18 protein-coding genes and 1 pseudogene are annotated in these 18,243 nt (G+C 65.7%); 9 read left to right on the forward strand and 10 right to left on the reverse strand.

Features of this window, described 5'->3' with window-relative positions:
- The first annotated feature begins 9 nt into the window (after positions 1–9).
- Entirely contained in the window at positions 10–1,659 is a 1,650-nt protein-coding gene (gene betA / locus ACWGPT_RS10795; protein WP_452605709.1) for a choline dehydrogenase, read from the forward strand.
- A 6-nt stretch (positions 1,660–1,665) separates the two neighbouring features.
- Here betA and ACWGPT_RS10800 read toward each other — a convergent pair whose 3' ends face one another.
- Complete coding sequence (locus tag ACWGPT_RS10800; RefSeq protein WP_452605596.1) at positions 1,666–2,139, reverse strand: DUF2214 domain-containing protein; 474 nt, start codon at positions 2,137–2,139, stop codon at positions 1,666–1,668.
- A 20-nt stretch (positions 2,140–2,159) separates the two neighbouring features.
- Positions 2,160–2,543, reverse strand: a complete 384-nt coding sequence (locus ACWGPT_RS10805; RefSeq protein ID WP_452605597.1) for a DUF6152 family protein — start codon at positions 2,541–2,543, stop codon at positions 2,160–2,162.
- Between the two features lie 219 nt (positions 2,544–2,762).
- Between ACWGPT_RS10805 and ACWGPT_RS10810 the strand changes: the two genes are divergently transcribed.
- Positions 2,763–3,791, forward strand: coding sequence for a LacI family DNA-binding transcriptional regulator (locus ACWGPT_RS10810; protein ID WP_452605598.1), 1,029 nt, complete (start codon positions 2,763–2,765; stop codon positions 3,789–3,791).
- A 17-nt stretch (positions 3,792–3,808) separates the two neighbouring features.
- Here ACWGPT_RS10810 and cysN read toward each other — a convergent pair whose 3' ends face one another.
- Genes cysN through ACWGPT_RS10825 form a run of 3 tightly spaced genes read right to left on the reverse strand, consistent with a single transcriptional unit; the run spans position 3,809 to position 7,043 of the window.
- On the reverse strand, positions 3,809–5,296 hold the full coding sequence (cysN, locus tag ACWGPT_RS10815) for a sulfate adenylyltransferase subunit CysN (RefSeq protein ID WP_452605599.1): 1,488 nt from the start codon (positions 5,294–5,296) through the stop codon (positions 3,809–3,811).
- A gap of 1 nt (position 5,297) precedes the next feature.
- The gene (gene cysD, locus ACWGPT_RS10820) at positions 5,298–6,251 is read right to left on the reverse strand and encodes a sulfate adenylyltransferase subunit CysD (protein ID WP_452605600.1); all 954 of its coding nucleotides are present in this window, start codon (positions 6,249–6,251) and stop codon (positions 5,298–5,300) included.
- A gap of 30 nt (positions 6,252–6,281) precedes the next feature.
- Positions 6,282–7,043 carry a phosphoadenylyl-sulfate reductase gene (locus ACWGPT_RS10825; protein ID WP_452605601.1) on the reverse strand — a complete coding sequence of 254 codons (762 nt, stop codon included), beginning with the start codon at positions 7,041–7,043 and terminating at the stop codon, positions 6,282–6,284.
- 335 nt (positions 7,044–7,378) lie between these two features.
- Here ACWGPT_RS10825 and ACWGPT_RS10830 point away from each other — a divergent pair, with 335 nt between their 5' ends.
- Positions 7,379–7,585, forward strand: a complete 207-nt coding sequence (locus tag ACWGPT_RS10830) for a hypothetical protein (protein ID WP_452605602.1) — start codon at positions 7,379–7,381, stop codon at positions 7,583–7,585.
- A gap of 51 nt (positions 7,586–7,636) precedes the next feature.
- Here ACWGPT_RS10830 and ftsH read toward each other — a convergent pair whose 3' ends face one another.
- The gene (gene ftsH / locus ACWGPT_RS10835) at positions 7,637–9,496 is read right to left on the reverse strand and encodes an ATP-dependent zinc metalloprotease FtsH (protein ID WP_452605603.1); all 1,860 of its coding nucleotides are present in this window, start codon (positions 9,494–9,496) and stop codon (positions 7,637–7,639) included.
- A gap of 276 nt (positions 9,497–9,772) precedes the next feature.
- Between ftsH and blh the strand changes: the two genes are divergently transcribed.
- The 6 genes from blh (at position 9,773) to ACWGPT_RS10865 (ending at position 14,197) form a co-directional block, all read left to right on the forward strand.
- A complete protein-coding gene (gene blh, locus ACWGPT_RS10840) occupies positions 9,773–11,071 on the forward strand; it encodes a bifunctional sulfur transferase/dioxygenase Blh (RefSeq protein WP_452605604.1) in 1,299 nt (432 codons plus the stop codon).
- Positions 11,068–11,409, forward strand: a complete 342-nt coding sequence (gene bigR / locus ACWGPT_RS10845; RefSeq protein WP_452605605.1) for a sulfite-sensing transcriptional repressor BigR — start codon at positions 11,068–11,070, stop codon at positions 11,407–11,409. The genes blh and bigR overlap by 4 nt, the downstream gene beginning before the upstream one ends.
- Positions 11,406–11,816 (forward strand): YeeE/YedE family protein, encoded by a 411-nt coding sequence (locus ACWGPT_RS10850; protein WP_452605606.1) that lies wholly within the window; start codon positions 11,406–11,408, stop codon positions 11,814–11,816. Before bigR ends, ACWGPT_RS10850 begins: the two co-directional genes overlap by 4 nt.
- Entirely contained in the window at positions 11,813–12,244 is a 432-nt protein-coding gene (locus ACWGPT_RS10855) for a DUF6691 family protein (protein WP_452605607.1), read from the forward strand. Before ACWGPT_RS10850 ends, ACWGPT_RS10855 begins: the two co-directional genes overlap by 4 nt.
- A gap of 2 nt (positions 12,245–12,246) precedes the next feature.
- Positions 12,247–13,023 (forward strand): sulfite exporter TauE/SafE family protein, encoded by a 777-nt coding sequence (locus ACWGPT_RS10860; RefSeq protein WP_452605608.1) that lies wholly within the window; start codon positions 12,247–12,249, stop codon positions 13,021–13,023.
- Positions 13,024–13,198: 175 nt separating this feature from the next.
- A complete protein-coding gene (locus ACWGPT_RS10865) occupies positions 13,199–14,197 on the forward strand; it encodes an NAD(P)-dependent oxidoreductase (RefSeq protein WP_452605609.1) in 999 nt (332 codons plus the stop codon).
- Between the two features lie 24 nt (positions 14,198–14,221).
- Here the strand turns inward: ACWGPT_RS10865 and ACWGPT_RS10870 are convergent.
- From ACWGPT_RS10870 to ACWGPT_RS10885, 4 genes and pseudogenes are all read right to left on the reverse strand, one after another.
- Positions 14,222–14,425, reverse strand: a pseudogene (locus tag ACWGPT_RS10870) (sel1 repeat family protein); the annotation flags it as partial.
- Between the two features lie 5 nt (positions 14,426–14,430).
- On the reverse strand, positions 14,431–15,696 hold the full coding sequence (gene arsK / locus ACWGPT_RS10875) for an arsenite efflux MFS transporter ArsK (protein ID WP_452605610.1): 1,266 nt from the start codon (positions 15,694–15,696) through the stop codon (positions 14,431–14,433).
- Between the two features lie 162 nt (positions 15,697–15,858).
- Positions 15,859–16,281, reverse strand: a complete 423-nt coding sequence (gene arsC / locus ACWGPT_RS10880) for an arsenate reductase (glutaredoxin) (protein WP_452605611.1) — start codon at positions 16,279–16,281, stop codon at positions 15,859–15,861.
- 3 nt (positions 16,282–16,284) lie between these two features.
- On the reverse strand, positions 16,285–18,186 hold the full coding sequence (locus ACWGPT_RS10885; RefSeq protein ID WP_452605612.1) for a heavy metal translocating P-type ATPase: 1,902 nt from the start codon (positions 18,184–18,186) through the stop codon (positions 16,285–16,287).
- Between the last annotated feature and the right edge of the window lie 57 nt (positions 18,187–18,243).

Raw genomic sequence — 18,243 nt, forward strand, 5'->3', positions numbered from 1 at the left:
TTCGCCATGATGCAGGCAGACTTCGTCATCGTCGGTTCGGGCTCGGCAGGCTCCGCCATGGCCTACCGGCTGTCGGAGGACGGCAGGCATTCGGTGATCGTCATCGAGGCGGGCGGATCGGATTTCGGACCGTTCATCCAGATGCCGGCGGCGCTTGCCTGGCCGATGAGCATGAAGCGCTACAACTGGGGCTATCTCTCCGAACCCGAGCCGAACCTCAACAAGCGCCGCATCACGGCGCCGCGCGGCAAGGTGATCGGCGGTTCCTCCTCCATCAACGGGCTCGTCTACGTGCGCGGCCATTCGCAGGACTTCAACCGGTGGGAGGAACTCGGCGCCCACGGCTGGGCCTATGCGGACGTGCTTCCCTATTTCAAGCGGATGGAGCATTCGCACGGCGGCGAGGACGGCTGGCGCGGCAAGGACGGCCCGCTGCACGTGCGCCGCGGCCCCTTCGTCAACCCGCTCTTCCACGCCTTCATCGAGGCAGGCAAGGAGGCCGGCTTCGAACTGACGGACGACTACAACGGCTCCAAGCAGGAAGGCTTCGGCCTGATGGAGCAGACCATCCACATGGGACGGCGCTGGTCGGCGGCCAATGCCTATCTCCGTCCGGCGCTGCGGCGCCAGAACGTCGATCTTGTGCACGGGTTCGCGCGGCGGATCGTGATCGAGAACGGCAAGGCGGTCGGGGTGGAGATCGAGCGGCGCGGCGCAACGGAGGTGATCCGTGCCAACCGCGAGGTGATCGTCGCGGCCTCCTCCTTCAATTCCCCGAAACTGCTGATGCTTTCCGGCATAGGCCCTGCCGGGCACCTGAGGGAGATGGGTCTTGAGGTTGTCGCCGACCGTCCCGGCGTCGGCCAGAACCTGCAGGACCACATGGAATTCTACTTCCAGCAGGTCTCCCGGAAGCCGGTCTCGCTCTATTCGTGGCTTCCCTGGTTCTGGCAGGGCGTGGCGGGCGCCCAGTGGCTGCTGTCGAAAGGGGGGCTCGGGGCCTCCAACCAGTTCGAGGCCTGCGCCTTCGTGCGCTCGGCGGCCGGCCTCGCGCAGCCGGACATCCAGTATCACTTCCTGCCCGTCGCCATTTCCTATGATGGCAAGGCAGCCGCCAGGAGCCACGGCTTCCAGGTCCATGTCGGGTACAACCTGTCGAAATCGCGCGGAGCCGTGACCCTGCGTTCGCCCGATGCCGCGGCCGACCCGGTGATCCGCTTCAACTACATGAGCCATCCGGAAGACTGGGAGAAATTCCGCCACTGCGTGCGGCTGACGCGCGAGATCTTCGGCCAGAAGGCCTTCGATCCCTATCGCGGGCCGGAAATCCAGCCGGGCGAGCGGGTCCAATCTGACGAGGAGATCGACGCCTTCCTGCGCGACCACCTGGAAAGCGCCTACCATCCCTGCGGCACGTGCCGGATGGGCGACAGGTCCGACCCGATGGCCGTGGTCGACCCGGAATGCCGGGTGATCGGCGTCGAAGGCCTGAGGGTCGCCGATTCCTCGATCTTCCCGCACATCACCTACGGCAATCTCAACGGGCCCTCGATCATGACCGGGGAGAAGGCCGCCGACCACATCCTCGGCAGGCAGCCCCTGCCCCGCTCCAACCAGCAGCCCTGGGTCAATCCGCGGGCGGCCGTGAGCGACCGGTAAGCCGGTTCAAAGAAAACCGATCCACCGACCGGCGACGATCGCCCCGCCCCAGATGAGGATGGAAAGCGTCGCTCCGAGCCGCAGCGCGATCCCGGGCTCCCTGCCGGAACGAACCGCGCGCCATCCGGCCGAGACATGCACGGCAAGGATGTTGGCGAGGCCGAGCCCGACCAGGGCAAGCTTGGCGAGGAAGGCCGGATTGCCGGCATATTCCATGGGCCGCACGGAGAACAGGCAGAGGCCGGTCACGATCGCCAGGGCAAGACCGGCCGCGGCAAGGCGCGACAGGTAGACCGCCGCCGGCGCGATCGGCAGCATCCTCGCCCATCCGATGAGCCTGAGGTCGAGCGCAATCACCGACCCGAACAGGAGGCCTATCCCCATGACATGGGCGGCGTTGACGAGGAGATAGAGCGTCGACGATCCGACAAGTGCCCGGGCGAGCGGGGTCGCGGCCAGGGTGGCGAGCCACTCGGACAAGGGGGCCAAACGTGGCGGCCCTAGTCCGTCCGGATGCGTTCCGGATAGATGTCATAGGTCCTGGTGCCGACGATGACGCGGACGGCCTTCATCCTGCGCTCGTCGGGATCCTTCGAGCGGTTGCCGATCAGCATCACCGGGTCACCAACCTCGGCCACGCCTTCGACGAAGCCGGAACGCTCGGTCTTTCCGGGATTGCTCAGCTCGACCGTCCAGACGCCGTCGCCGGCCTGGACCTGCATGGAGGGATGAGGCGGGGCGAAAGAGATCGCGGTGATGGTCCCGGTGAGTTCTATCTGTGCGTCCTCGGCCCAGGACCAGCCGTGATGCGCCAGGACGGCAGTGCCTGCGAAGGGCAAGAGGACGCCGGCAACGAGCGCCGACCTCAAGAGAAAGCGTGTCATCTTCAATCCTCCTCGACGTGATCCGCATGAAGATGTCCCCGGCCCTTGCAAACGCCATAGCCCTCACCGGGAAGTGAACGCCTTCCCGCCATCGGGAATTGTTCCCGCGCAGGCGCAAATTCCCTTGCTCGTCGGACTGGCGGACGGACTTGCCGATTGAAGGAAGAGACTTAGTTGTTGGGCCTGAGCCAAGCCCCAGACACCCCGGCGAGCGAGAGAATGATGCCCTATCACCGCAGCCGGTCAGAACGAGTGACGCTACAGGATGTCGCCCAGGCGCTCGGCATCAGTCCGATCACCGTCTCGCGGGCCCTGCGGCAGCCGGACAAGGTGTCGGACGACCTTCGCCAGCGGATCGTCGCCCAGGTGGAGAAGATGGGATATGTGCCCGACCTCGCGGCACGGGCGCTCGCCAGCAACCACAACGGCGTCATCGGCGTCCTGGCGCCGGCGCTGACGAGCCATGCGCATCTCGGCGTCATGCGCGGCATCGAGGAGCGCGTCCGGACCTCGGACCTGCGCATCCAGTACGCGACCTCCCATTACGACCCGGCGGAGGAATGCAGGCAGATCCGCCTCTTCCTGTCGCAGCATCCGGCCGGCATCCTGCTATCCGGCCTGCAGCAGCCGGAGGGGACGCTGGAACTCCTGAAGTCGGCAACCTGCCCCGTGGTGCAGATCGTCGACCTGCACCTGACGCCGAGCGGCCTGGGGGTCGGGGTCAACCACTGCGAGGCGGCGGCGGCGGCGATCCGTCATCTGGTCGCCTGCGGCTATCGCCGCATCGGCCTTCTCGGCGGGACCCGGGATGTGCGCTCGGAGCGGAGGCTGGAGGGTTATCGCCTCGCCATGCAGGAGGCCGGCCTTGGCGATCCCGTGCTGATTGCCTCGGAGGACGAGCCGACGAGCGTCCAGCTCGGCTGCCACCTCCTCCAGCGCATGATACGGCAGGTGCCCGATCTCGATTGCGTCTTCTGCCAGAACGACGACCTGGCGATCGGCGCCTTTTTCGAGGCACAGAGGCTCGGTCTCTCCGTCCCCGATTTCGGCATCTGCGGGTATAACGACCTCGGTTTCGCCGCCTTCAGCCAGCCGCCCCTGACGACCGTCAGGGTGCCGCGGTTCGAGATGGGCTATCGGGCGATCGACCTGCTGATCCGTGTGCTTGCCGGCGAACCTGCCCCCGACGCGCCGATCGACCTCGGCTTCGAGGTCGTCCCGCGTGGGACGACCCGTCCGCCGCGATAGCGAGGCCCGGGCGCGGGTCAGATATCCTGCGCGGCGTTGGCGAAGATGTCCGACGCCTGCGAGGCGCTCATGCGGCGCACATCGGTCTCGTCGCGCCGGCTGGCGAAGAGTTCGCTCGCCATGATCTGATCGGCAAGATCGGCCGGCAGGGACAGCACGACGCGCTCGCCCTCGTAGCGGATGCCGATGCCGCCGCTGCGCTTGGAGGTGATCATGCCGCCGGCAATGGTATTGTGCGTATCCGGATCGATCAGGATGAAGGCGCCGGTGGAGCGGTTCTGCTCGTAGGCGTCGAAGATCGCCAGTTCGTCGAAGGAGAGCCGGACCTTGCCGATCGCATTCATCGGCAGACGCTCGTCGTGCGGACGCCAGGAGCCGGTGGCGAGGTGGAGCTGCGACGTCGGCCTGACGGAAACCCGCTGCCGCCGCGAACCGCTCTTCAGCCAGTAGCGCTTTCCGGGCTCTATCCCGTCCGGCTGAATCGCCACGATCTGCGCCTCGAATTCGAGGCCCGTCATCGGCTGGGCGTCGAGCGAGACGATCATGTCGCCGCGCGAGACGTCGACCTGTCGGTCGAGCACCAGCGTGATCGCATCGCCCGCCACGGCGGCGTTGCGCACGAGGTCGAAGGTGACGATCTGCCGGACATTGGCAACCATTCCGGAGGGCAGGACGACCACGGGATCGCCGGGCTTGAGCGAGCCGCCGGCGACGGTCCCCTGGTAGCCGCGGAAGCTTTCTCCCGGACGCGAGACCCGCTGAACGGGAAGGCGGAAGCCGCCGGTCTGGGCGGAGCGGACGGTCGCCAGTTCCAGCGTCTCGATCAGCGTCGGGCCGTCATACCAGGGCATGAGCGTACCCGCCGGGTAAACGACGTTCTCGCCCTTCAGCGCCGACATCGGGATCGCGGTGATCTGCCGGACGCCGAGCGACAGCGCCAGTTCCTTGAACTCGTGGGAAATCCTGTCGAACACGGCCCGGTCGTAGCCGACGAGATCGAACTTGTTGACGGCCAGCACGAACTGCCGGATGCCCATCAGCGAGGCGATCGTCGCATGGCGGCGGGTCTGCTCCAGGAGGCCGGCGCGGGCATCCACCAAGAGGACGGCGAGGTCCGCCGTCGAGGCCCCGGTCGCCATGTTGCGCGTATACTGCTCGTGGCCGGGCGTATCGGCGACGATGAAGGAGCGGCGGTCGGTGGCGAAGTAGCGGTAGGCGACATCGATCGTGATGCCCTGCTCGCGTTCCGCCTGCAGGCCGTCCAGAAGGAGCGCGAAATCCGGCAGGCCGAGATCGTTCTGCTGGCCCGAATCCCGCTGCAGGGTCGCCGCCTGGTCTTCCTTGACGGCCTTGGTGTCCCAGAGCAGCCGGCCGATCAGCGTCGACTTGCCGTCATCGACCGAACCGCAGGTAATGAGCCGCAAGGGACGCGTGTCGCGCGCCAGCGGCAGCGCTTCCGCGGCGGGATGAACGGCGGCCGAGGTGGCGGTGGCGGATGCGGTCATCTCAGAAATATCCTTCACGTTTCTTCTTTTCCATCGAACCGGACTGGTCGCGGTCGATGGCGCGTCCCTGGCGTTCGGAAACGGTGGCGATCTCGAGTTCCGCGATCACCTCGTCGAGCGTGGTGGCGCGCGAACGGATCGCGCCGGTGAGCGGGAAGCAGCCGAGGGTGCGGAAGCGGATGAAGCCGTGCTGCACCGTTTCGCCGGGCAGGAGCTTAAGGCGCGGATCCTCCGCCAGGATCATCATGCCGTCCCGCTCGACATAGGGGCGCTCGGCGGCGAAGTAGAGCGGCACGAGCGGGATATCCTCCGCCTGGATGTAGCGCCAGATATCGACCTCGGTCCAGTTGGAGAGGGGGAAGGCGCGGACGCTTTCACCCTTGCGGACCATACCGTTATAGACGTTCCACAGTTCCGGCCGCTGGTTGCGCGGGTCCCAGCGATGGTCGGGCGTGCGGAAGGAATAGATGCGTTCCTTTGCCCGGCTCGCCTCCTCGTCGCGCCGCGCGCCGCCGAAGGCCGCATCGTAGCCGCCGGCATCGAGGGCCTGGCGCAGCGCTTCGGTCTTCATGATGTCCGTGTAGAGGGCCGAGCCGTGCGTGAAGGGGGTGATGCCCTCGGCCTTGCCGCGCGGGTTGGTATGGACGACGAGATCGAGATCGTATTCCTCCGCGATCCGGTCGCGAAACTCGATCATCTCCCTGAACTTCCAGGTGGTATCGACGTGAAGGAGCGGAAACGGCACGCGGCCGGGGTGAAACGCCTTGCGCGCCAGGTGCAGCAGGACGGAGGAGTCCTTGCCGATGGAATAGAGCATGACCGGGCGCTCGAACTCGCCGGCAACCTCGCGGAAGATATGGATCGCCTCGTTTTCCAGCGCCTTCAGGTGCGGGTCGAGAGGAGACTTTGCGGACGACGCAGCCCTTGGCTCGGCTGCGTGAAGGACATCGGACATCAGGAACTCCAGGGGCCTTTCAGCCGCCGATCAAAGGGGACTTGCATTCAGGGAGGAAACGGTGGGCTCGGGAACATGGAGACCGCATTCGCGCTTCTCGTCGTTTTCCCACCACCAGCGACCGGCGCGTTCCGGCTCGCCGGGCTTGATGGCCCGCGTGCAGGGCTCACAGCCGATGGAGGGGTAGCCGCGCTTGTGGAGCGGGTTGACCGGAACGGCATGGTCCTCGACATATCGATTGATCCGGTCGAGCGACCAGTCGGCCAGCGGATTGACCTTGAGGAGGCCGCGCTCGGCATCATACTCGGCGAAGGGAGTGGAGGCGCGATTGCCGGACTGGCCGCGGCGAAGGCCGGTCACCCAGACAACCGCCCCTTCCAGCGCGCGGGCAAGCGGCTTCAGCTTGCGCACGTGGCAGCAGGCATGGCGGGCCTCGACGCTGTCGTAGAAACCGTTGAGCCCGTAGCGCGCCGCATATCCGTCGACATCCGCCTGCTCGGGTCCGAACCGGCTGATCTCGATCCCGAACCGGTCTTCCGTCTCGTCGATGAGAGCGAGCGTTTCGGGAAAAAGGCGCCCCGTCTGAAGCGTTGCCACCACGATATCGACCCGTTCGCCGCCGATCGCTGCGGTGATGACCTGGTCCTCGACCCCGAGACTGGTGGTGAAGACCGCCCGGCCGAGACCGGCGGCAAGCGAAAGGCGAGCCGCGAGATCGAGCTTTTCAAACTGCGCATCGAGGGTTGCGGCGATTTCGGCCAGGTTGCGGCCGGAGGCGTCGTGGATGGTCATGAGGGCTTTCCATGCTCTTTGACGGATTATGAAAGCTGGGTACCCGGAAGAACAGAAACAGCGGTTTCATGACCCGGCGATGAAGAGCAAATCTCACTCGAAAGCCGCTATCCGGCAGAAAAGCTGAGACGATCTTCGCGACGCGCGAAATATGCGGCTGCATGATCCCCTATACTTGCGCGTTGCTTTGCCGGCGGAGTGGGGCATCGACCTTCACCGATCGCGGCACTGGCGAACCCACCCCGTCCCCTCCGATGACAAGATCGTGACAAAATCGGGAACAAATTCCGCCGGCAGGGATTCGACTGCTGTCCCCCTCGAAAATGGAGAGCATCATGGCAATGTCCGCGCATATCCACGTCAAGCCCGAGGAACATATCCTGACGATCCAGGAAGCGATCGAGCCGGTCTACCACCAGCTGGCACTCGAGTGCGAGGTACGGATCATCGATGCGGCGGTGCGTGCCGGATGGTCTGCGGAAGATGCCGTGACCGCGATCGAGGACCTGCGCAAGCGCGAGTTGCTGGAAAGCACGCACTGACGCCACCAGCCATTCCCCGACGACGGAGGCAGGTCGCCCGCGGCCTGCCTCTCAGTTGACGGCGACCTCCCCGGGTGTCTTTCGCGTATCGTCAGCCGGCGGATTGAGCTGCAGGGGCCGCAGGTCATCCTCGCCCAGCGTCTCGACTTCGAGCAGCCGTGCCGCGGTCTGTCCCAGCGCATCGCGCCGTTCGGTGAGGATCTTCACCGCGCTATCGAAGGCGTGGTCGACGATCTTCCTGACCTCTTCGTCGATCGCATCGGCCGTGTGTTCGCCGTAGTCATGCGGTCGCGGACCGCCCATGAGCGGATCCTGTGCCAGATAGGAGCGCTGGTCCGTTTCCAGGGCGATGTGGCCGATCTTTTCCGACATGCCGTAGCGGGTCACCATGGCGCGGGCGATATCGGTGACCTTGGCAAGGTCGTCGGCCGCCCCGGTGGACAGGTGGTGGAACACGATGAACTCGGCCGCGCGCCCACCCAGGAGCACCGCCATCTTGTTTTCCAGTTCCTCGCGCGTCATCAGGAAGCGGTCCTCGGTCGGCCGCTGGATGGTATAGCCGAGGGCGCCGACGCCGCGCGGGATGATCGACACCTTGTGGACCGGATCGACGCCCGGAAGCGACAGCGCCACCAGCGCATGGCCCATTTCGTGATAGGCGACGATGCGCCTCTCCTTGGCGTTGAGCAGCCGGTTGCGCTTCTCCAGCCCTGCGATCATCCGTTCGATGGCATTGTTGAAATCCTCCATCGTCACCGCATCCGCCTTGCGGCGCGTCGCGAGGAGCGCCGCCTCGTTCACCAGGTTGGCGAGATCGGCGCCGGTGAAGCCGGGGGTCAGCGCAGCCAGATGCTCGGTGTCGACGTCGGGCGCGAGCTTGGCCTTGGCCATGTGAAGCTTGAGGATCTGGATGCGGCCCTTCTTGTCGGGCCGGTCGACGAGGACCTGGCGGTCAAAACGGCCGGCGCGCAGAAGCGCCGGGTCGAGGATTTCCGGCCGGTTGGTGGCCGCCAGCAGCACGACGCCGAGGGTGGGGTCGAAGCCGTCCAGTTCGACCAGCAGCTGGTTGAGCGTCTGTTCCTTTTCGTCATGGCCGCCGTACATCGGCCCGGCGCCGCGGGCCCGGCCGAGCGCGTCGAGTTCGTCGATGAAGATGATCGCAGGCGCCTTGGCGCGCGCCTGCTCGAAGAGGTCGCGGACACGCGCGGCGCCGACGCCCACGAACATTTCCACGAACTCGGAGCCCGAGATGGAAAAGAAGGGCACCTTCGCCTCGCCGGCGACCGCGCGGGCGATCAGCGTCTTGCCTGTTCCCGGCGGGCCGACCAGCAGCACGCCCTTCGGCATGCGCCCGCCGAGCCGGCCGTATTCTTCCGGATTGCGCAGGAAATCGACGATCTCCTTGAGTTCGTCCTCCGCCTCGTCAACGCCGGCGACGTCATCGAAGGTCACCTTCACGTCGGTCTCGACATAGACCTTGGCGCGGCTCTTGCCGATCTGCATCAGCCCGCCGGCGCCACCGCCCGCACTGATGCGCCGCATCATGAAATACCAGATGCCGAAGAAGAGCAGGATGGGCAGCGTCCAGGAGAGGATGTTGCCGATGATGTTGCTTTCGATGCGGCCGGTATAGACGACACCGCTTTCCTGCAGGCGATCGGCGAGGTCAGGATCGACGCGCGTGGTCACGAACATCGTCTGGCCGCTCGGCAGCGGCTGCTTGAACTTTCCCTGCACATAATTGTCGGAGATCGCCACCTCGGCGATCTTCTTCTCGGCGAGATAGGTCTCGAACTCGCTGTAGGGGATCTCCGTGACCTGCTGGGAATAGGCGAAGAAATACTGGATCAGCAACACCCCGAAGACGGCCGCGATGCCGTACCAGATGTTGAACTTCATGTTGCCTTGCATGGCAGATCACCCCGATCCGTTTCCACCAGGCGACACCGGGCAAAGGCAGTTCCCATCCGCGATGGTTGCAAGACCGTGCCCTGCGCCTCACACGCCCTTCATATCCCAACTTCAGCTTTTCCTAAATGCGCCTGGTGGGTAGGCGGCATATCGAGAGTGCCCGGATATCTCCCCCGGGCTTCGCCCTCAGGCCGGCGCAAGGCGGCTAAGGCATATTGAAAATAAATAATATACATTATATTAGATCGTATATTGATTACGAGAATGGAGCGAGGCGTGAGGATCACCACCATTTCCCAGAGGCTGTCCGTGTCATCGCAGCCGACCGTCGAGGACATCCAGTCCCTTCGCGACAAGGGGTTCGCGGCCCTTGTCAACAACCGGCCGGACGCCGAGGAAGGCTCGCAGCCGGGAACGCAGGCGGAAGCCGCGACAGCCGGGCAGTCCGGCCTGTCCTATGCCTTCATCCCCGTTGCCGCCGATACCATTACTGAAGCGGATGTGCGCGAATTCCAGCGAGCCATCGAAACCGCCGAGGGACCTGTCCTTGCGCACTGCCAGACGGGCAGGCGATCGCTGATGCTCTACCTGATCGGCGAAGGGCTGGACGGGCGCATGTCTGCGGAGCAGGTCGTCGAGTTCGGGCGCAGCCGCGACCTCGATACCAGCGGCGCGGCCCGTTGGCTCGAAAGGCATTTCGCGCGTCGACCGCAAGTGAAGGGCTTTTTCGACAAGCGCACCTGGAGCATCCAGTACGTGGTCTCCGATCCGGCGACCGGCAAATGCGCCATCATCGACCCGGTCCTCGATTTCGACGAGAAATCGGGATCGACGGCGACCATCAATGCCGACGCGATCCTCGATCATGTCCGCAGCGAGGGCCTGACCGTCGAATGGATCCTCGACACGCACCCGCATGCGGACCATTTCTCCGCCGCCCAGTATCTGAAGGAGAAGACCGGCGCACGAACCGCGATCGGCGAGCGCGTGGTCGACGTGCAGAAACTCTGGAAAGGGATCTACAACTGGCCCGAACTGGCCGCCGACGGCTCCCAGTGGGACCGGCGGTTCGCCCATGGCGAGAGCTTCAAGGTCGGGTCGATCGATGCGAAGGTGATGTTCTCCCCCGGACATACGCTCGCCTCCATCACCTACGTGATCGGCGACGCAGCCTTCGTGCACGACACGCTCTTCATGCCGGACGGCGGCACGGCGCGGGCCGATTTTCCCGGGGGCGACGCCCGCGTCCTTTGGAGGTCGATCCAGGACATCCTGGCGCTTCCCGACGAGACAAGGATTTTCACGGGCCATGATTATCAACCGAACGGGCGTGCCCCACGCTGGGAGAGCACAGTGGCGGAGCAGAAGAAGTCCAACCCCCATCTTGCCGGCGTCGGCGAGGAAGACTTCGTGGCGCTCAGGACGAGGCGGGACAAGACATTGCCAATGCCGAAGCTCATCCTGCACGCCCTGCAGGTGAACATCCGCGGCGGACGGCTGCCGGAACCCGAGCCGAACGGCAAGCGCTACCTCAAGTTTCCGCTCGATGCCTTGCAGGGAGCCTCGTGGGAATGAACAGCGATCTCGACACCAGGGTAAAGGCAGGCCTTTCCCCTCTCGAAATGGCGGGGCGGGCCGGTGAGGTGGCGAACCTCCTCAAGACGCTGTCGCATCCCGCGCGGCTGATGATCGTCTGCACGCTGATCGAGGGCGAGCATTCGGTCGGCGAGATCGAGGAGAAACTCGACCTGCACCAGCCGCATCTTTCGCAGCACCTGACGGTGCTGCGGGGCTCGGGCATCGTCGAGACGCGGCGGGAAGGAAAACAGATCTTCTACCGCCTGACCGAGGAGAAGGTCGCCCGGCTGGTTGCCGCCCTCTATGACATCTTCTGCGTGAAGGACGACACATGAACATCTATATCGCCCCTCTGGCGGGGGGCATGCTGATCGGCGCATCCGCCGTCATGCTTCTCATCCTCAACGGCCGGATTGCCGGTATCAGCGGCATCGTCGGGCGCCTGGCTCAAGGCGTGGGGCTCGCCACCAACCTCGCCTTCGTCCTCGGACTGCTGCTCGGGCCGCTTGCCTACCTCTTCCTGTTCGACGCCTGGCCAGAGGTTCAGATCAGCGCCGGCTGGCCGCTGGTCATCGTCGCCGGCCTGCTCGTCGGTTTCGGCTCGCGGATGGGATCGGGCTGTACCAGCGGCCACGGCGTGCTCGGGCTCGCGCGCCTGTCGCCGCGCTCCATGGTGGCGGTCGCCACCTTCCTGACGACCGGCGTCCTCGCGGTCGCGGTCCTGCGGGGTCTCGGGCTGTGAACCGCAACATTCTCCAGTCCGGAGCAGCGCTTGCCTCCGGCATCGTCTTCGGCCTTGGCCTGTCGCTTTCCGGCATGCTGAACCCCGCGAAGGTACAGGGCTTCCTCGACGTCTTCGGCGCGTGGGACCCGAGCCTTGCCTTCGTTCTCGGCGGCGCCGTCGTCGTCGCATTCATCGGCGTGCAGGTCATGAAGCGGATGCGGCATCCTGCCTTCGACGACAGTTTCCACCTGCCGACCAGCCGCCGGATCGACCCGCCGCTGGTCGTCGGCTCGGCCCTCTTCGGCCTCGGCTGGGGGATCGGCGGCTTCTGCCCCGGCCCGGCGGTCGCCGCCCTTTCGATGGGCATTCCGCAGACGGCGCTGTTCGTCGTCGCCATGCTCGCCGGCATGGCCCTGCATGACAGGGTCTGGACCAGGCGGAGGTGAGCATGTCGATCCTTACGGCAGTCGGGTCCGGCGGCATCGTCGGGTTCCTGCTCGGCCTGCTCGGCGGCGGAGGCTCGATCCTGGCGACGCCGCTCCTCCTCTACGTCGTCGGCGTGAGCCAGCCGCACATCGCCATCGGCACGGGCGCGCTCGCGGTCTCGGTGAACGCCTTCGCCAACTTCGCCGGCTATGCGATCAGGGGGCAGGTCTGGTGGCGGTGCGCCATCGTCTTTTCCGCGCTCGGCGTTCTCGGCGCGCTTGCCGGCTCCAGCCTTGGCAAGGCGATGGACGGAGACAAGCTGGTCTTCCTGTTCGGCATCCTGATGATCGTTGTCGGCATCCTGATGCTGAAGCCCCGGAAGCCCGTTCCTACCCAGAGGCGTCCGGTCGACCTCAGGATGTGTCTCGTCACGGGGGTGGTGGCGCTCGCGGCAGGCGGTGCATCCGGCTTCTTCGGAATAGGCGGAGGCTTCCTCATCGTCCCGGGCCTGATGCTGGCGACCGGCATGCCGATGATCAACGCGATCGGCACCTCGCTTCTGTCGGTCGGTACGTTCGGCCTGGCGACCGCCCTGAACTATGCGAGCTCGGGCCTGGTGGACTGGTGGCTGGCCGGCGAATTCATCGGCGGCGGCGTGATCGGCGGCGCGATGGGCACGCTTCTCGCAAGCCGGCTCAGCGGCTACAGGAATGTCCTCAACCGCCTTTTTGCAGGGCTCATCTTCGTGATGGCGGCATACATGCTCTACCGCTCCTCGGGCACCGTGATGCCAGGCTAGGTCCTGTTGACAAAGTGGATTCCCAAATCAGTGGAAGCACGATTCAAGACCCGATATGACAAGACCCGAAAGTCTTTCGAGGGCTTCCTCGCCCTGGCCGCCGCAAAATATGGTTGCCATACTGTTGTCAACAAGACCCAGGTTTGTCGGGGTAACTCATTTGGAGGCTAAAATCTTGACTGTTGCTTTGGTGGGAACGTCGTCCTTTGATCGGTTCTTCAATCCAGCCCATGACGCGTTGCAACGGCGCGGCCATGGTGTGGCACGGTTCGTCACGCGCGAGGAACTGCTAGCGGCCGTTGATGCACTGCAGTCTTTGGAAATCCTTGGCGCGACCTCAAGCTTTGCAGCCGACCGGGAGCTGTTTGCCAGGATGCCGCGTCTGCGCGCACTGGTTTCTCCGTTCACAGGGGTCGAAGGGTTCGATGTTTCGGCCGCGACGGAAAACGGCATCCTCGTGGCGAATGGCCAGATTGCGGAAAACACCGTCAGCATGGCCGAGGCCGCAGTCCTCTTCACCCTGGCTTCGCTCTATGACCTTCATGGCACGGAGCGCTACCTTCGCGAAAACCTGCCGCGTCCCTCGCAGGTCCGTGCGCGCATGCTCATGGGAAAGACAGTTGGCCTGATAGGCTTTGGCAAAATTGGACAGGCTATCGCGGAACGGCTGTCTGTATGGGGCGTGAGGCTCGTCGCTTCGGTGCGCACGACGCGATCGATGCCCGCCTACGTCACCTCCCAGAGCCTCGATGAAGTGCTCGCGACAAGCGATGTCGTTATCATGGCGGCTGCACTCACTCCTGAATCACGGGGAATGCTGGATCTTGACGCGTTGCGCCGAATGAAACCGGACGTGGTGTTTGTCAACATCACGCGGGGCGGCATCATCCCCGACGATACACTCGCCACGCTCGCCGCAGAGCGACCGGCTATGCGCCTTGCCCTCGATGTGTTCGACCCGGAGCCGTTGAAAGAGGATAGTCCGCTGCGCGACCTTCCGAACGCCATCCTCACCCCACACATGGTGGGACATACGGTCGAGTCGCAGATGCGCCTGCGGGAGGCATTTTGCGAGAACCTTCTCGCGGTGGCAGAGTGGCGGGTGCCTGAATACGTCGTCAATCCGTCTGTGATCGAAACGTGGCTGGGAAAACAGGACAGCCCACGGCTCTAATTGCGTCCGAGCTTGTATCCCTCATCAGTGCATCGTCATCCATTCGCGGGCGGCGCGTAGTGCAGCGGCGAGTTCGGCCTTGCTTATCGTCTGGGCAAGGTGACCGCGCAATGCTGCAGCCCGGTCGGAGCCCTTGATGGCGGCGATGTTCAGCCACTTGTGGGCGGCGATGAAATCAACGGCGCAGCCGCGACCGGTCGCATACATGAGCCCCATTTCGAAGAAGACAGGACCTAGTCCTCGGCTCTGCCGGGAACGTCGCGTCCGCATTCCGGCCGCCAGGCGGGAACTTCCGACAGGTCATTGCCTCCTGCCCGGCGGACGGAGACGGCGATCCAGAGGAAGGCCGCCACTGCCGTGATCCCGATCGCCGCCGTCAGCCAGATGGAACCCGCGACGCCGATCCCGGCAAGCGAGAGCGACATGGCGATCGGCGCGACCGCCGCCGTCATCTGCCGCGCGGACGTCGCCCAGCCCATGCGGCCGCCGTAGCCCTGCCGTCCGAAGAGTTCCAGCGGCAGCGTTCCGCTGACGATGCTGCTCAGGCCTGACCCCAAACCGAAGATCACGGCAAACGCGGCCGCACCGGCAATCGATGGCGTCGTCATCATCAGGATGGCAAGGGCAACCGGGATGAGCGCCGCGGCGATGACGGCGAGCCACCGCTGCGGCAGCCGTCCGCCGAAGACGAGGTTGATCAGGCGGCTCGCCACCTGCGAGGGTCCGAACAGGGAGGCGACGAAAAGCCCCGCCGCACCCATTCCGAGCGCCTGGGTGAGCGGCACCATGTGGACGAGGATGGCCGACAGCGCATAGCCCTCCGCGGCAAAGCCGAAGAGCATCAGCAAGAAGAGCGGGGACGTCCGTCCGTCCGGACCGGCAGGCGGCCCGGACGGGTCCCGGGATGCGGGTCTTTTCACCGCGCGCGTCGTCAGGCGCGAAATGGCGAGGTGGACGGGCAGGCAGACGAGGAGGTTCATGGCGGCAAAGACGAGGTAGACTTCACGCCACGAGAGAAGGCCGTGCATCCATGAGGTCAGGGGCCAGAAGATCGACGATGCGAAGCCGGCAATCAGCGTCAGGTGCACGATCGAGGTCTGCGCCTTCCTGCCGCCCGCCTGGACGATGGCGGTAAATGCGGTCGCGTAGAGGACCGTTGAGGATACGATCTGAGTCAGTGCCAGAACGACGGCGAAGCCGAGAGGGCCGGGCGACATCGACAGCGCCGCCAGCAGGACGGCCGCAAGCACCGACCCTGCCGCCATGAGGCGTCCGGCGCCGACCCTGTCGGCAAGGCTTCCGGACAAGGGCGCGGCAAGGCTCCCCGCGAGCAATGCGGCCGAGAACGCGCCGAACACCCATTGCTCGGATCTACCGATGTCACGCGCGATCGCGGGAACAAGGACGCTGAAGGCGTAAAAGAGCGTGCCGTAGCCGATGACCTGCGAGGTGCCGAGGCCGATCAAGGCCCAAGGCGGGAGTTTCTGTTCGTTCGGCATCACCCTCGCTCGAAGTCTGCCGCTGCCGCGGCCCGACTTTCCCGCCCCCTCCACGCCGGCGAGGCTGCGGGAACCTCCGGCGGAGCCAACACAGCATCCGGACCCCGCGGAAGTCAATGGAGGGAGGCCGGCATCCCGGCCATGCCTGGTCGACGGGATGCCTCAGGTGATGCGCTTTCCCGTCTCGTCGAGCACCTGCTCGCCGTCCTCCTTGAAGAAGGGGCCGCGGAAGGTATCCGGCAGGATGTCGAGGACCGCTTCCGAAGGCCGTGCGAGCCGCGTCCCGAGCGGCGTCACCACGAAGGGCCGGTTGATGAGGATCGGCTCCTTCAGCATCGCGTCCAGCAACTGCCCATCCGTCAGGTCCGGGCTGTCGAGACCGAGCTCCGCATAGGGCGTGCCCTTCTCCCGGATCGCCTGGCTCACCGTGAGACCGGCATCGGCGATCATCCTCGCCAATTCATCGCGGGACGGAGGCGTCGCGAGATACTCGACCACCCTCGGCTCGATCCCGGCGGCCCGGATCAGGGCGAGCGTGTTGCGGGACGTGCCGCAGGCCGGATTGTGGTAGATGGTGACATCCATGGTTCATGCCTTTTCTCTGGCAATATCACGGGACAGCGGGAGAGCCTGCCCGGCTACCGGCTTCGGATCGATGCGAAGCGCGCGGAGCGCATTGAGGATGACCGCGACGTCGATCGCCTCCTGGATGAGCGCGCCCTGGACGGGAGAAAGGTAGCCGAGCGCCGCGGCGATCATGCCGATGACGGATAGTCCGATGCCGACCACCACGCTCTCCATGGCGATGCGCCGTGCGCCCCGCGCAATCTCCACCCCCGTCCGCACCCTGTCAATGTTATCGACAAGGAGGACGACGTCCGCAGCCTCGGCGGAGGCGGCGGCCCCGCGCGCGCCCATGGCGACGCCGATATCGGCCGCGGCAAGAGCCGGCGCGTCGTTGACCCCGTCGCCGACCATCATCACCGGGCCATGCTTGCGCTCGGTGAGCACGAGCAGCACCTTGTCGTTCGGACGGAGGTCGGCGCGGATGCCGTCGAGACCGAGGCCCTGCGCGATGCGCGTGGCGACCTCCTGGCGGTCCCCCGTCGCCAGCAGGATGCGTCCGATCCCCTCCCCGCGCAGGCCGGAAAGCATTGCCTGGCTGTCGTCACGCAGACGATCGGCCATGACCAGGTAGCCGGCGAAGGCGCCGTCGATACCGACGGCGACCAGCACGGAACCCGCTTCCAGCGGCGGATGCCCGACCGTCGTCGGCCCCACATGAGCGGCCACGAACGGGTATCCGCCGACGACGACGGAGCGACCGTCCACCCGACCCAGGAGCCCCTCTCCCGGGACCTCCGTCACCTCGGTGGGAATCGACAGGGGGACACCGCGCTCGCGCGCCTCCTCGACCAAGGCCTGCGCCACCGGGTGCTTGCTCGCCTGCTCGAGGGCGGCGGCGAGCCTCAGCATGTCGCTCGCCGGCACGGGGCCGGTGGCTTCCATGGTGGCGATCCGCGGGCGCCCGTCCGTCAGCGTACCGGTCTTGTCAAGGATCAGCGTCTGGGCGCGCGCCATCGCTTCAAGCGGTCCGGCGCCCTTGATCAGCACGCCGTAGTGCGCGGCGCGGGAAAGGCCCGCCACCAGCGCCACGGGCACGGCGAGGATCAGCGGGCACGGTGTCGCAACCACGAGGACGGCAACGGCTCGAATGGGATCGCCCGTCAGCCACCAGGCCGAAAAGGCGATCGCCACCGTGACCAGCAGGAAGGCGAGCGACCACTTGTCGGCGAGCCTCGACATCGGCGCCTTGGACGCCTGGGCTTGCTCGACAAGGCGCACGATACCCGCATAGGTGCTCTCCCTGGCAGGCCGTGTCGCGACGAGGTCGAAGGCCTCGCCGGAATTGGTGGAGCCGCTCATGGCTTCGCGGCCCTCCGCCACCTTGACCGGCAGCGATTCCCCCGTCAGGGCCGACGTGTCCAGGAAGGCGATGCCCGATCCCACAGTTCCGTCGACGGGGACGACATCGCCCTGGCGGATCAGCAGCCGGTCGCCCGGCGCGATCGCGTCCAGCGGCACCTCTTCCAGTGCCCCGTCTGCGTAGCGCGTTGCCGTGCGGGGGACGCGCGAGAGCAGGCTGCGCATCTCGCGCCGGGCCCGGCCCTCGGCGAAGCTTTCCAGAAACGTGCCGCCGGAATACATGACCGCGACCACGGCGGCGGCGAGCGTTTCCCCGAAAAGCAGGGCGGACGACATGGAAAGGGCGGCGACGATATCGAGGCCCACCTCGCCCCGCAAAAGGCTGCGGACGATCTCGATCAGAAGGGCCGCGAGGACCGGGAGGACGCCAAGGGTCCAGACGGTGGCGGCGAGATCGCCCCTACCGATCCCGTAGGCGAGCAGGAGGCCGCCCACGAGGCCGCCGATCCCTATCGCCAGAAGTCCGATCTTCAGTTTTTCCGCAATCGAATAGCCTTGCACCACGCATTCCCTCCCACCGGCCACATGGGATTGTAGCGTCTCGACAACGATGGCGAAAAC

It is taken from the genome of Pseudorhizobium sp. NPDC055634 (genome assembly GCF_053618655.1).

Bases quoted from the DNA above. Each gene is read 5' to 3' on its own strand.
- ACWGPT_RS10825 (WP_452605601.1), bottom strand. From the start codon at position 7,043: ATGACCATCCACGACGCCTCCGGCCGCAACCTGGCCGAAATCGCCGCA.
- arsK (WP_452605610.1), bottom strand. From the start codon at position 15,696: ATGCCGAACGAACAGAAACTCCCGCCTTGGGCCTTGATCGGCCTCGGC.
- ACWGPT_RS10850 (WP_452605606.1), top strand. From the start codon at position 11,406: ATGAACATCTATATCGCCCCTCTGGCGGGGGGCATGCTGATCGGCGCA.
- betA (WP_452605709.1), top strand. From the start codon at position 10: ATGCAGGCAGACTTCGTCATCGTCGGTTCGGGCTCGGCAGGCTCCGCC.
- ACWGPT_RS10805 (WP_452605597.1), bottom strand. From the start codon at position 2,543: ATGACACGCTTTCTCTTGAGGTCGGCGCTCGTTGCCGGCGTCCTCTTG.
- bigR (WP_452605605.1), top strand. From the start codon at position 11,068: ATGAACAGCGATCTCGACACCAGGGTAAAGGCAGGCCTTTCCCCTCTC.
- ftsH (WP_452605603.1), bottom strand. From the start codon at position 9,496: ATGCAAGGCAACATGAAGTTCAACATCTGGTACGGCATCGCGGCCGTC.
- ACWGPT_RS10860 (WP_452605608.1), top strand. From the start codon at position 12,247: ATGTCGATCCTTACGGCAGTCGGGTCCGGCGGCATCGTCGGGTTCCTG.
- ACWGPT_RS10830 (WP_452605602.1), top strand. From the start codon at position 7,379: ATGGCAATGTCCGCGCATATCCACGTCAAGCCCGAGGAACATATCCTG.
- arsC (WP_452605611.1), bottom strand. From the start codon at position 16,281: ATGGATGTCACCATCTACCACAATCCGGCCTGCGGCACGTCCCGCAAC.
- cysD (WP_452605600.1), bottom strand. From the start codon at position 6,251: ATGTCCGATGTCCTTCACGCAGCCGAGCCAAGGGCTGCGTCGTCCGCA.
- ACWGPT_RS10810 (WP_452605598.1), top strand. From the start codon at position 2,763: ATGATGCCCTATCACCGCAGCCGGTCAGAACGAGTGACGCTACAGGAT.
- cysN (WP_452605599.1), bottom strand. From the start codon at position 5,296: ATGACCGCATCCGCCACCGCCACCTCGGCCGCCGTTCATCCCGCCGCG.